11 protein-coding genes are annotated in these 12,929 nt (G+C 66.1%); 1 reads left to right on the top strand and 10 read right to left on the bottom strand.

From position 1 onward, the window contains the following. Positions 1 to 18: 18 nt before the first annotated feature. From G3N61_RS18375 to G3N61_RS18360, 4 genes are all read right to left on the bottom strand, one after another. Positions 19 to 1,197 (bottom strand): polysaccharide biosynthesis/export family protein, encoded by a 1,179-nt coding sequence (locus G3N61_RS18375; RefSeq protein WP_043177888.1) that lies wholly within the window; start codon positions 1,195 to 1,197, stop codon positions 19 to 21. Continuing rightward, the gene (locus G3N61_RS18370; protein ID WP_043177889.1) at positions 1,191 to 1,634 is read right to left on the bottom strand and encodes a low molecular weight protein-tyrosine-phosphatase; all 444 of its coding nucleotides are present in this window, start codon (positions 1,632 to 1,634) and stop codon (positions 1,191 to 1,193) included. The genes G3N61_RS18375 and G3N61_RS18370 overlap by 7 nt, the downstream gene beginning before the upstream one ends. Before the next feature lie 30 nt (positions 1,635 to 1,664). After that, positions 1,665 to 3,077: a UDP-glucose/GDP-mannose dehydrogenase family protein gene (locus G3N61_RS18365; RefSeq protein ID WP_089453441.1), complete on the bottom strand. Its 1,413-nt coding sequence runs from the start codon at positions 3,075 to 3,077 to the stop codon at positions 1,665 to 1,667. Between the two features lie 73 nt (positions 3,078 to 3,150). After that, a complete protein-coding gene (locus G3N61_RS18360) occupies positions 3,151 to 4,524 on the bottom strand; it encodes an undecaprenyl-phosphate glucose phosphotransferase (RefSeq protein WP_205823252.1) in 1,374 nt (457 codons plus the stop codon). A 428-nt stretch (positions 4,525 to 4,952) separates the two neighbouring features. Here G3N61_RS18360 and G3N61_RS18355 point away from each other — a divergent pair, with 428 nt between their 5' ends. Beyond that, positions 4,953 to 6,479, top strand: a complete 1,527-nt coding sequence (locus G3N61_RS18355; protein WP_205823251.1) for a mannose-1-phosphate guanylyltransferase/mannose-6-phosphate isomerase — start codon at positions 4,953 to 4,955, stop codon at positions 6,477 to 6,479. A 126-nt stretch (positions 6,480 to 6,605) separates the two neighbouring features. On the opposite strand, the gene G3N61_RS18350 is transcribed toward G3N61_RS18355, so the two are convergent. The 6 genes from G3N61_RS18350 to G3N61_RS18325 form a co-directional block, all read right to left on the bottom strand. Further along, on the bottom strand, positions 6,606 to 7,547 hold the full coding sequence (locus G3N61_RS18350; protein ID WP_089453443.1) for a DUF6566 family protein: 942 nt from the start codon (positions 7,545 to 7,547) through the stop codon (positions 6,606 to 6,608). A 733-nt stretch (positions 7,548 to 8,280) separates the two neighbouring features. Continuing rightward, on the bottom strand, positions 8,281 to 8,862 hold the full coding sequence (locus tag G3N61_RS18345) for a DUF3501 family protein (RefSeq protein ID WP_043177894.1): 582 nt from the start codon (positions 8,860 to 8,862) through the stop codon (positions 8,281 to 8,283). A gap of 31 nt (positions 8,863 to 8,893) precedes the next feature. Next, on the bottom strand, positions 8,894 to 10,231 hold the full coding sequence (locus G3N61_RS18340) for a heterodisulfide reductase-related iron-sulfur binding cluster (RefSeq protein WP_043177895.1): 1,338 nt from the start codon (positions 10,229 to 10,231) through the stop codon (positions 8,894 to 8,896). A gap of 123 nt (positions 10,232 to 10,354) precedes the next feature. Beyond that, positions 10,355 to 10,777 (bottom strand): rubrerythrin family protein, encoded by a 423-nt coding sequence (locus tag G3N61_RS18335; protein ID WP_043177896.1) that lies wholly within the window; start codon positions 10,775 to 10,777, stop codon positions 10,355 to 10,357. Between the two features lie 434 nt (positions 10,778 to 11,211). Further along, entirely contained in the window at positions 11,212 to 12,480 is a 1,269-nt protein-coding gene (locus G3N61_RS18330) for a DUF6596 domain-containing protein (protein WP_205823250.1), read from the bottom strand. Then, complete coding sequence (locus G3N61_RS18325) at positions 12,477 to 12,893, bottom strand: extradiol dioxygenase (RefSeq protein ID WP_043177898.1); 417 nt, start codon at positions 12,891 to 12,893, stop codon at positions 12,477 to 12,479. The genes G3N61_RS18330 and G3N61_RS18325 overlap by 4 nt, the downstream gene beginning before the upstream one ends. Positions 12,894 to 12,929 lie beyond the last annotated feature (36 nt).

Raw genomic sequence — 12,929 nt, 5'->3', positions numbered from 1 at the left:
CGCCGCCCCGGCGGGCTATCAGCGCGTGATTTGCCGCATGAAGAAGATCGTCTGGATCGTCGGCAGCACCTGCTGCAGCACACGGTTGAACTGCACCGAGCTGGCCGTGCTGACGTAGACGACGTCGAGCGGCTGAAGCGGGAAGCGGCTCGACAGCATCAGCGCATCCGGCTGCGTCATGTCGAGACGGAACACTTCCGGCTTCGTCGGGTTGTCATGCATCCCGCGCATCACGTAGATCTTGCGCGGGTTCGCATCCGTGTCGAGGATGCCGCCGCCGGACGTCAGCGCATCGGCGAGGGTCAGCTTGCCCTTGAGCATCGGCACGGTGACCGGCGTCTTGACCTCGCCCATGATGAACACGCGGCTGTCGCTGCGGTCCGGCACGTTGATGATGTCGCCCGGCTGCAGCATCACGTTCTGCTTCACTTCGCCGCGATCGAGCACGCCGTTCGCGTCGAGCGTGTAGAGCTTGCCGTCGCGCGTCAGGCGCACGCGCTGCAGGTCGGCCTCGTTGGTCGAGCCGCCCGAGCGCGAGATCGCGTCGACGAGCGTCAGCGGCACGTCGCTCACCGCGAGCGGGCCCGGCTGCTTCACCTCGCCCGTCACCTGCACCTTCTGGCTGCGGAACGACAGCACGCGCACGTCGAGCTGCGGATTCTTCACGTAGCGCGACAGCGTGGTGGCCATCTGCTCGCGGATCTGCGCGACCGTCTTGCCGGCCACCTTGATGCGGCCGACGAACGGGAAGAAGATCGTGCCGTCGGATGCGACCGTCTGGCCGTACGGATCGGCCTGGCCCGGCAGCGCAGTCGTATACGGCTGCTGCAGCGCGCCGGCGACCGACTGCGTCGTGTTGCCGCCGCTCGAGAACGACTGGCCTTGCGGCGTCGTCAGCTCGGGGTGGTCCCACACGGTGACGCCGAGGATGTCCTGCGGGCCGACGCGGTACACGTACTCCGACGGATCGGTGTAACGTCCGGGCGGCAGCGGATGGTCGACCTGCGCTTTCTGCAGCTGGTCCATCACCACTTTGGCGTCGATGTAATGAACCGGATAGGTTTCGGCCGCTTCCTGCCGGCCTTCGTCCTTCAGGTTCGACGAGTCGAGGTAGTTGCCGGGAGCGGTTGCACAGGCTGACAGGAAAGTCGTCAGCGCGACGGCAAGCGCCACCGGGCGCATCGGGCGTTTCAGCATAGTTTCTGTAGCCATCCTTGAACCAGACGTTCGATCAGTGAGTAGCTCTCGCGGTAATCGGCCTCGGGGCCGCCGTGCGGGTCGGCAATCTCGGCCCCTTCCCACTTGCCGAGCAGGTGGACCTTGCCGCGCGCGAACGGATCGACCGATTCGACGGCCTTGATCTGTCCACGCTCGCTGACGAGAATCAGGTCGGCGTCGCGCACGATCCGGCGCGACAGCCGCCGCGAGCGGTGGGTCGTCGCATCGACGCCCCGCTCGGCAAGCAGCTGACGCATCACCGGATCGATGCCGTCGCCGTCGTTCGCATGCACGCCCGCCGAGTGGAACGTCGGGCGCGGGCCGCCGCGTGACGCGACGTGCGACTTGAACAGCATTTCCGCTGCCGGGCTGCGGCAGACGTTCGCGTGGCAGACGATCAGGATGTTCCGGAACATGGCGTCTCGTAACGAGTGACGGGAAACGGGTTACGCGCTTGCAGGCGCGGTGCCCGGCACACGGGCGGCGACGGCCTGGCGCGAGCCCGGCCGGCCGATCGGGTGGTATTCGATGCCCTGCTCGCTCATCGTCTCCGGCTCGTACAGGTTGCGGCCGTCGAAGATCACCGGCGTCTTCCACAGGCGGCCGAGCGCGATGAAGTCGGGGCTCTTGAAGATCTTCCATTCGGTGACGATCACGAGCGCGTCGGCATCGCGGGCGGCCTGCGCCTCGTCGTCGACGAAGGTCAGGCGCTCGAGCCAGCTCGGGTGATCGGCGAGATCGAGCGCGATCACGCGGCGCGCTTCCTGCTGCGCGACCGGGTCGTACGCGGCGATGCGCGCCCCGCGCGACAGCAGCTCGGCGATCAGCTCGCGGCTCGGCGCTTCGCGCATGTCGTCGGTGTTCGGCTTGAACGCGAGGCCCCAGATGGCGAACGTGCGGCCGGTCAGGTCTTCGCCGAAGCGCGCGACGATCTTGTCGGCGAGCACGCGCTTTTGCGTCGCATTGACCGACGACACGGCCTTCAGGATCTGCAGGGCCTGCCCGTTCTCGTCGGCCGTGCGGATCAGCGCCTCGACGTCCTTCGGGAAGCACGAGCCGCCGTAGCCGCAGCCGGCATACAGGAAGTGATAGCCGATACGCGGATCGGAGCCGATCCCGCGACGCACGGCCTCGATGTCCGCGCCGAAGCGGTCGGCGAGGTTCGCCAGTTCGTTCATGAACGAAATGCGGGTCGCGAGCATCGCGTTCGCCGCGTATTTCGTGAATTCGGCCGAGCGCACGTCCATGTACAGCGTGCGTTCGTGGTTGCGGTTGAACGGCGCGTACAGCTTCTTCATCAGCTCGCGGGCGCGCTCGCCCGGCACGTCGTCGTCGCAGCCGATCACGATGCGGTCCGGTCGCGTGAAATCGTCGACCGCCGCGCCTTCCTTCAGGAATTCCGGATTCGACACGACCGAGAACATCTGGTCGGCGCCGCGCTTCGCGAGCTCTTCCGCCACCGCCGCGCGCACGCGCTCGGCCGTGCCGACCGGCACCGTCGACTTGTCGACGATCACCTTGAAGCCCGTCATGTGGCGGCCGATGTTGCGCGCCGCCGCGAGCACGTATTGCAGGTCGGCCGAGCCGTCCTCGTCGGGCGGCGTGCCGACCGCGATGAACTGCACGTCGCCGTGCGCGACCGCGGCCTCGATGTCGGTCGAGAACCGCAGGCGGCCGGCCGAGCGGTTGCGCGCGATCACTTCCTTGAGACCCGGCTCGTGGATCGGCACGCCGCCGTTGTTCAGGATGTCGATCTTTGCCTGGTCGACGTCGAGACAGAACACGTCGTGCCCGATGTCGGCGAGACAGGCGCCGGTGACAAGACCTACGTAACCGCTGCCGATGATAGTCAGATTCATAATGTGTCGGACCTCTTGACCAATGATTCGAAATTCGTAAAGCCGGAATGCCTGCGTGGCGCGGCCTCGAGACTCAGTAAGCGTTGCTGCCGGTGAAGCCTTTCCAGAGCGTCAGCACGACGATCTTGATGTCGAGCCAGAACGACCAGTTCTGCATGTAGTACAGATCGAGCTTCACGCGTCCCATCATCTTCTCGATCTGGTCGGTCTCGCCGCGAAAGCCGTTGATCTGCGCCCACCCGGTGATGCCCGGCTTGATCCGGTAGCGGAACATGTAGCCCTTGACCAGATCCTTGTAGATGTCGTCGTGCGCGAGCGCATGCGGGCGCGGGCCGACCACCGACATCTCGCCCTTCAGCACGTTGATGAACTGCGGCAGCTCGTCGAGGCTCGTGCGGCGCAGGAACCGGCCGACCGGCGTCACGCGCGAATCGTTCTTCTTCGCCTGCGTGACCTGCCCCGCCACTTCCTGGTGCACCTTCATCGAGCGAAACTTGTAGATCTCGAACTCATGCCCGTCGATGCCCTTGCGCTTCTGGCGGAAGAACACCGGCCCGCGCGACGTCAGCTTGATCAGGCACGCGATCAGCAGCATCGCCGGTGCGAGGCCCGTGAGCGCCACCAGCGCGAACGCCCGGTCGAACACGAACTTCGGCAGGATCCGCACGTCGGTGATCGGCGACGCCGCGAGGTTGATCGCCGGCACGCCGAGCACCTCGACCACTTCCTGGTTGAAGAACGACAGCGTGCGCACGTCCGGGATGAAGCGGATGTTCACGAAGTCGTGGCGGAACACCGTCACGATCTGGTGAATCCGGCGCTCTTCCGTAATCGGCAGCGTGAGCCACAGCTCGCTGATCGCACGGCTGCGCACCAGCCACACCAGCGATTCGAACTGCCGCTCGATGCGCACGTCGTCGAGCGCGACTTCGCCCGGCGCTTCGCTTTCGTCGTACACGCACACCGGATTGAAACCGGCTTCCGGCCGCGCCCGCATCTGCGCAATCAGGCGCCGCGCCGCCGGCGTACCGCCGACGATCGCGACCGCCTTCAGGTTGTAGCCACCGCGACGCAGCTGCCGCAGCACGACGTGCACGCAGGCCTTCGAACCGACGAGCAGCGCCATCGTCACGAGCGCCCAGTAACCCAGCCACAGCCGCGACAGGTCGCCCGACTGATGAAAGCTGAAGCTCAACAGGATGCCCGCGAGCTCGACCACGAGCCACGCGAACGCAACCCGCCCCACCAGCCCGACGAGACGCTTGCCGCGCCACGACTGGTAGATGCCGAAGGCGGGAAAGCACACGACGACGAGCAGGCAATCGAACAGCATCATCGTGCGCTGCAGGTCGTTGAGCCAGATGCTGCCACCGTGCAGCGTGGCGGCGATCAACGCCCCCATCACGACCATCGCGATATCGATGACTCTCGCCAGCACGCTCAACATGTCTGCTTCCTCTTTGAACAGGCGTTTGCCGAACAGCTCCTTGTGCGACCCGTGCCGCACATTCGATTCAAACGTTGCATGACGCTATTGAAGCGGTAAGAAAATTCCTCCTCAAGCGCACAAGTATTTCGAAAAATAATCGGAAATTCTTGCCGCGAAGTTTTTGAATTAAATCGGCAGGTTTTCCCGAAATGCTCAGGAATCGGGAATTTTTCGGAACCTTTACGATTTCCGCGCACCCTTTGCGGGCGGTCAAGACCGGCCGATTCCCCGATTTATTTTTTATTTTTTTATTTGCATCGGATGCTAGCGCGGAAAATTCTTCCTGATGAATGCCTGGCGAATATCAAACAATGGGCCCGGTTTTATTGTCGATTTACTTCGTGCTACAAAGATAGGCACTGACTTCAACCGTGGAGAGTGTCCCCATGAATGCTCCGGCCGTGGCTGCCGAAACGCGCCATTCTTCTTCCACCGCCCCCGCCGCCGGCACGCGCGTCGCCGTGCAACCGGTGATTCTCGCCGGCGGTTCCGGCACGCGCCTGTGGCCGATGTCGCGCGAACGTTTTCCGAAACAGCTGATCGGCCTGCTCGGCGAACATTCGCTGCTGCAGTCGACCGCGCTGCGCCTCGACGGCCTGACGGGCGCCTATCCGCTGAACGACGACGTGCTGATCGTATGCGGCGAGGATCACCGCTTCACGACCGCCGAACAGCTGCGCCTGACCGGCAAATCCGCATCGATCATGCTCGAGCCGATCGGCCGCGACACCGCGCCCGCGCTGACGCTCGCCGCCCTGCGGCTCGTCGCCGGCGGCAACGATGCGGTGATGACCGTGATGCCGGCCGACCATGCGGTCGCCGACCTGCCGCGCTTTCATGCGGCTGTCGCAGCCGGCGTGCACTGCGCGATGCAAGGCAAGATCGCGACGATGGGCATCGTCCCCAAGCACGCGGAAACCGGCTACGGCTACATCCGCGTCGGCGCGCCGCTCGGCGATGCCGGGACGGGCAGCCTCGACGTGCGCCGCCTCGACCGTTTCGTCGAGAAGCCGCATCTCGAACTCGCTCAGCAGTACGTCGCATCGGGCGAATACTGGTGGAACAGCGGGATCTTCATCGTTCGCGCGTCGGTCTGGCTGAAAGCGATCCGCCAGCTCGAACCCGCGATCTACGCAGCCTGCGAACAGGCGGTCGCCCAGGGCAAGGCCGATGGCGATTTCTTCCGCGTCGATCGCGACGCATTCGCCGCGTCGCCGTCGAACTCGATCGACTACGCGGTGATGGAGCCGCTCGCGACCCTGCCGCAACTGTGCGAGAGCGTCGTCGTGCCGCTCGACGCGGGCTGGTCGGACGTCGGCTCGTGGGACGCGATCTGGCAAATCTCGCCGAAGGACGAAGCCGGTAACGTCGGCCGCGGCCACGTGCTGCTCGAAGGCGCGGAATCGACGTTCGCGCATTCGGAAAGCCGGCTCGTCGCCTGCGTCGGCACGCAGAACCTCGTCGTCGTCGAAACGCCCGACGCCGTGCTCGTCGCGGACAAGTCGCGCGTGCAGGACGTGAAGAAAATCGTCGGGCAAATCAAGGCGCAACGCGGCGCGGAAGCTGCCGATCACCGCAAGGTCCATCGCCCGTGGGGCCACTACGACTCGGTCGACATGGGCGAACGCTTCCAGGTGAAACGCATCGTCGTGAAGCCGGGTGCGCGACTGTCGCTGCAGATGCACCACCACCGCGCCGAACACTGGATCGTCGTGCGCGGCACCGCGCGCATCACGCGCGGCGACGAAACGTTCCTGCTGTCCGAAAACGAATCGACGTACATCCCGCTCGGCGTGTCGCACCGCCTGGAGAACCCGGGCAAGATGCCGCTCGAGCTGATCGAGGTGCAGTCGGGCGCGTATCTCGGCGAGGACGACATCGTCCGCTTCGACGATACCTACGGCCGGCAGTAACAACGCGTGGTATGCCCGGGGCGCCGCTTCGACAGCGGCGCCCCGGGCAAGGCAGACATGGAAAGACGGAATGTCCGCGCGGGCGTCGTGGCACACGACGGCCCGCGCGTTGCATCGGGACGGCGATCAGCCTACGCGGTACACGTATTCGCGACGCTCCGACTGCACCGGATCGTTGCGGCTTTCGGACAGCGCGCCCGCATGACGCTCGGCGATGAAGCGCTTGATGTCCGACTCCGCACGCGCAAGCGCGGACAGACCGGCCAGCACCTCGCCTTGCGGCTCGCGCACCGGTTCGTCGCTCGCGCCATGGCGATCGATCCACTGGCGCGCCCAGTCGAGCGCGAACTGCTCGGCTTCCTCGGCATCGGTGAAGCGCGGGCCGATGAGGCCCGAGCGCTCGACGCGCCGGTCGTCCCGCGTAATCTCGGCCCACGCGCGATACATCAGGTTCTGCACGGGCTGCGCGATGCCGCAGATCATATAGCCGCGATATTCGTCGACTTGCGGTTCGGCCGCGGCGAAGCTCGCCGACGACGCATGCGCATGGCGCAACTCCGTCGACGGCGCACCCGGCACCGTGAACGACGCGGCCGACGGATCGACCACTTCGTCGACCGGCATCGCGCTCAGCGACGCGCCCTCGCCCTCCCAAACGTTTGCCTGCGCAACCGGCAATTGCCACGATTCGGGGTTTTGCCAGAACACGCCGCGCAAACGGTCGTTGTCGGGCACGGGCTCGGCACGACGCGCGGGCACGACCGGCACCGGCGGCGGCGGGATATACGCGAACGTGCGCCCGCTGAACTGGGTCAGCACGTCGATCATCTGCAGCAGCGTGCCGGACGCGAGCCACTCTTCGTAGCGGCGACGGCACGTCGGCCCGGACGGGTAACGACCGGGCAGCTTCGACCAGGCTTCACCGGTCGTCAGGATCCAGAGCACCGCATTGGCAACGACGCGCGGTTCGGCGCGTGGACGCCCACGACGGTTCAGCCGGATGGGTTCATCGGCGATCAGCGTTGAAAGACGAAACCACTCTTCATCGTTAAGCTCATCGAAGAACATAGTAGATCTCTCCACGCAGCCAGGCCGGGGCTGCGATTGGCGGCGCCGTCGCGACACATCGCGTCGCGGGGCGGCCAGGTTGCACATTATGGTTATCCGGGGTTGTGCATGCCGGTGCCGCACCGCACTTTCACGGTGCCGCGATTCCCGGCTATGACGCACAAATCACGGTCTCACTCCAATGTGGGAATTTTTGTGCACGAAGCATACCATCCCTAGGGTTAATCTCAATATGACAATGACTTAATGTTACGCACTGAAACAACCAGCCATGGATGCGTAATGTATTTACGCATGAATTTTTTTGCGAGATCTTTATGCCCGTCGCTGGAAAGCCCCGTCTGGCGGGGCTTCGCAGCGTATGAAGAATAGCTTTTTATGTGCATTTTCGGGCCGCTCCGACCCCTGCCGGCAACAATCCGGCGCATTGCTGCCCGACATCGGTAAATCAGGGAAAAAAGCGTAACAAGATATTCACGAATCGGTAAATCATTCAAATTCTGCCGATTTTAATTATCTCCGTGCACAATCTTTTTATTGTTTCTCTGCGGGTGATGAAAGCACGGTGACGCACGATGCACGTTTTTCGCCACATGCAAACCCGTGACGTCTGTTACATCTTGGCGGCGGCAGGCGCGCGACAGCGCCGCATCGTCTGCGGAAATCCTGTTTCGGGTCGGAACGGAAAAACGGAAAACGGTGCGCAGGTCGTGCCGAATGCGCAGCGGACGCGTCAGCGCAGATCGCCGGCCAGCGATGCGGTCACGTCCGCGTCCACCCGCTGCGCCGGCATCGCGTAGGCCGGGTGATCGCAGCCGATCGACAGCGCCGCCCCGCCCTTGAGCGCCGCACGCATCGGCGCGCCGAACTCGAAGCGCACGAAGTGCACGGCCGACGTCTTCTCGGCGTTGTCGCGCTCGAGATCCTCGTCGGCGATCGCGTAGACGCTCGGGTACCCGTCGACCTGCAGGTACACGCGATCCTCGACGCCGATCAGCCGCGCGAGCGCCGCGCGCCGTTCGATCTCGTGCTCGTACTCGATCTGCATCGTCGCCTTCAGGTTCGTGCCGTCGGGCACGAGCGGCAGATACGCTTCCAGCTCCCCTTCGATGCCCGCCTGGTCGAAGATCTTCTCGATGTGCAGCATCTCCTGGATCTGGTAGCGGATCGTCGTCTCGTCCTCGAACAGGAAGCGCAGGTGATTGCCGAGCGCCACCGCGCGGCGGCGCTTGTACGCGACGAGCCGCGCGTGTTCGGCCTTGCGGATCTTTGCGTACGCTTCGAGCGTCAGCAGGGAGTCGCGGGTCAACGTCATGGGAGGTCCTCGTGGGTCGGCCGGCGGCGGCTCAGATGCCGTACGCGCGGCGCAGCAGCGTGAGCGGATGCGCGAGCGGCGCGGACGGCAGCCCCTTGTCGTCGATGCCCTGCACGATGTGATGGCCGGCCAGCGCGCAGTCCGACGACACGAAATCCGGCTGCGGCTCGGCCATCGCCTTGAACACGGGCCCGCCGATCCGCATCGCGTCCGCATGGAATTCCTTCTTCACGCCGAAGGTGCCAGCATGGCCCGAGCAGCGCTCGACGACATTCACGCGCGTATCGGGCACGAGCGACAGCGCGTCGGCCGTCTTGCGGCCGATGTTCTGCACGCGCGCGTGGCATGGCACGTGATACGACACGGTGCCGAGGCCCGTCTTGAAATCGGTCTTCAGCAGTCCGTCGCGATGGCGCGCGATCACGTATTCGAATGGATCCCAGAATGCGTCGGCCACCGCGCGCACGGCTTCGTCGCCGGGGAACATCAGCGGCAGCTCGCTCTTGTACATCAGCACGCAGCTCGGGATCGCGCCGATCAGCGCATAGCCTTCGCGCGCATAGCGTTCGAGCACGGGCAGGTTCACGGCCTTCTTCGCGGCCACGCCGGCGAGGTTGCCCTGCTCGAGCAGCGGCATCCCGCAGCAGGCTTCGCGCGTGACGAGTTCGTACGGGATCTCGTTGTGCGCGAGGATCGCGAGCAGGTCGTGACCGATGCCCGGCTCGTTGAAATTCACGTAGCACGTCGCGTAGATCGCGACCTTGCCGGGCGTGCGTTCGCCGTCGCGCACGGGCACGCCGTCCGAGGGCTTCGCCGTGCGCCGGAACTTGCGCGGCGCGAATTCCGGCAGCCATGCATCGCGATCGACGCCGAGCGCCGCTTCGAGCGCATGGCGCGCGGGCGGCGTGCGGTTCACCGCGTTCACCGCCTGCGTGACGATCGGAATGCCGGCGAAATGGCCGAGCGCATCGGTGTTCGACAGCACCTTGTCGCGCAGCGTCGCTTCGCCGCGCTTGTAGCGCGCGGCCTTGCCGCGCAGCATCAGGTGCGGGAAGTCGACGTTCCACGCGTGCGGCGGCACGTACGGGCATTTCGTCATGTAGCAGAGGTCGCACAGGTAGCACTGGTCGACGACCTTGCCGAACGCGTCCTTCGGCACCTCCTCGATATCGCCCATCGGCGTGTCGTCGACCAGATCGAACAGCGTCGGAAACGCGCCGCATAACGACACGCAGCGCCGGCATCCGGCGCAGATGTCGAACACGCGCGTCATTTCCGTATCGATCGCGGCCTGGTCGTAGAACGCTTCGGACTGCCAGTCGAGCGGATGCCGGGTCGGGGCTTCGAGACTGCCTTCCTTGTGGGGCATGGGGCGCTCCATCCAGCGTGGCGCGCATGCGCGCCAGCGCCGCCCGCGCGATGCGGGCAGCGATGAACGAACAGCCGGCCGCTTGCCGGTCGCACCGCCTGCCGTGCGACCCGCGGCGGCCCGTCAGTCGACGAGACTGTCCAGCGCCTTCGTATAGCGGTTCGCGTGGCTGCGTTCAGCCTTCGCGAGCGTCTCGAACCAGTTCGCGATTTCGTCGAAGCCTTCGTCGCGCGCCGCCTTCGCCATGCCCGGATACATGTCGGTGTATTCGTGCGTTTCGCCGGCAATCGCCGATTCGAGATTCTGCCGCGACGAACCGAACGGCAAGCCGGTGGCCGGATCGCCGACGGCTTCCAGGTATTCGAGGTGGCCGTGCGCATGGCCGGTTTCGCCTTCGGCGGTCGAGCGGAACAGCGCGGCGATGTCGTTCTGGCCTTCGACGTCAGCCTTCGAAGCGAAATACAGATAGCGCCGGTTCGCCTGCGATTCGCCCGCGAATGCGGCCTTCAGGTTCTCTTCGGTTTTGCTGCCCTTGAGTTGAGCCATTTGCGCCTCCGTTCGAGTCGGCGCGGCCACATGCGAAGCCGGGCCGATCAGGTATGTGGGGAACGATGCGTGTGCCGGGGCGCGCGCATCGTGCTCTTCAATCTAGGCGCTCGCGTTCGCATCCCCCAATAGGCTTTTTCAATCCGGGCGATAGTGCCCGGTGGGATGCGACGCGCGGGGCGTGCGGCCGGGCGCGCTCGGTACATCAGTGCATGGAGCCCGGCGCACGGTGCGCCGCAGGCGGGCGTCCTGCGGGCTGCGCCCTTCGGGCCTCGGGCTTCGGGCCTCGGGCCTCGGGCCTCGGGCCTCGGGCCTCGGGCTTCGGGCTTCGGGCTTCGGGCTTCGGGCTTCGGGCTTCGGGCTTCGGGCTTCGGGCTGCATCCGTGCATCCGTGCATCCGTGCATCCGTGCGGGCTGCGTACGTCCTGCGTGCGTCACGCGTCCGTCGCGCGCCTGAGCAGCAATTCGCGTTCGCGCTCGTTGCGCGTCAGTTCCGCCGCGCGGCGGAATTCGGCCTTGGCCTCGTCGGCGCGGCCAAGCTTCGCCAGCAGGTCGCCGCGCACGCTCGGCAGCCAGTGATAGCGCGCGAGCGCGGGATCGTCGCGCAGCGCGTCGACGAGTTCGAGCGCCGCCGCGGGCCCGAACGCCATCCCGACGGCCACCGCGCGATTCAGTTCGACGACGGGCGACGGTGCGACTTCGGCGAGCGCGTCATACAGCGCGACGATCTGCGCCCAGTCCGTATCCGACGCTTGCCGCGCACGCGCATGGCAGGCGGCCAGCGCGGCCTGCAGCGCATACGGCCCGCGTACGCCGCCGAGCTTCGTCGCGCGTTCGAGCGCCGCGAGGCCGCGCCGGATCAGCAGCGGATCCCAGCGGCTGCGATCCTGGTCGAGCAGCAGCACGGGCCGGCCCTGCGCGTCGGTGCGCGCATGCATGCGCGACGCCTGCAGTTCCATCAGCGCGACGAGCCCGAGCACCTCGCTCTCGTCCGGCGCCAGCCCCGCCAGCACGCGGCCGAGCCGCAACGCCTCGTCGCACAGCGCCGGGCGGGTCCAGTCGTCGCCCGAGGTCGCCGCATGGCCTTCGTTGAACACGAGATAGATCACTTCGAGCACCGACGCGAGCCGCGCGGGCCGCGCATCGGCGGCCGGCACCTCGAACGGCACGTGCGCCGCCGCGAGCGTACGCTTGGCGCGCACGATCCGCTGCGCAATCGTCGGCTCGGGCGTCAGGAACGCACGCGCGATCTCGCTCGTCGTCAGCCCGCCGAGCAGCCGCAGCGTCAGCGCGACGCGCGCATCGGTCGACAGCACCGGGTGGCACGACGTGAAGATCAGCCGCAGCAGATCGTCGCCGATGTCGTCGTCGCTCGCGTCGGCAAGCGCCTCCGCGATGTCGGGGACGACATGCGCTTCGAGCGCGTCCATCTCGTGGCCGAGCTGGTCGCGCTTGGCCGCATGGAGCGACTCCTGGCGCACACGGTCGAGCGCGCGACGCTTCACGGCCGTCATCAGCCAGGCGGCCGGGTTGTCGGGCACGCCGTCGACGGGCCAGTGCTCGAGCGCCGCGACGAGCGTGTCCTGCGCCAGCTCCTCGGCCACGCCGACGTCGCGCACCACGCGCGCGGCGCGCGCGATGATCTTGGGCGCCTCGATCCGCCAGACCGCTTCGATCGCACGGTGAGTCGCCTCACGCGTCACGACGCCTGCCCCTGGGCGGACGCATCCAGCGGCATGGCCATCAGCTCCCATGCATGACCGTCCGGATCGTCGAACCCGTGACCGTACATGTTCGGGTACTCGCGCGGCGCTTGCGGTGCGGACCCGCCGGCCGCCAGCGCCTTCGCGACGATCGCGTCGACCTCGGCGCGGCTTTCGCACGACAGGCACGACAACACCTGCACCTGCGTCGCCGGATCGATGATGGTCTTGCCGGTAAACGTCTGGAAGAACGGCCGCACGAGCAGCATCGCGAAGATCGTGTCGCTGATCTTGATGCAGGCGGCCTGGTCGTTGGTATAGGCCGGCACGACCTCGAAGCCGAGCGCCTGGTAGAACGCCTTCGAACGCGGCAGGTCGGCCACGGGCAGGTTGATGAAGACCATCTTGTGCATGTCGGGTACTCCCGGTGAGGTTGGATTCAGGTGGGC

Source organism: Burkholderia sp. Ac-20349 (assembly GCF_017104865.1).
In the GTDB taxonomy this organism is placed as follows: Bacteria; Pseudomonadota; Gammaproteobacteria; order Burkholderiales; family Burkholderiaceae; genus Burkholderia; species Burkholderia aenigmatica.
The sequence above is the reverse complement of the archived record's forward strand: the minus strand, read 5'-3'. Positions and strand labels throughout refer to the sequence as shown.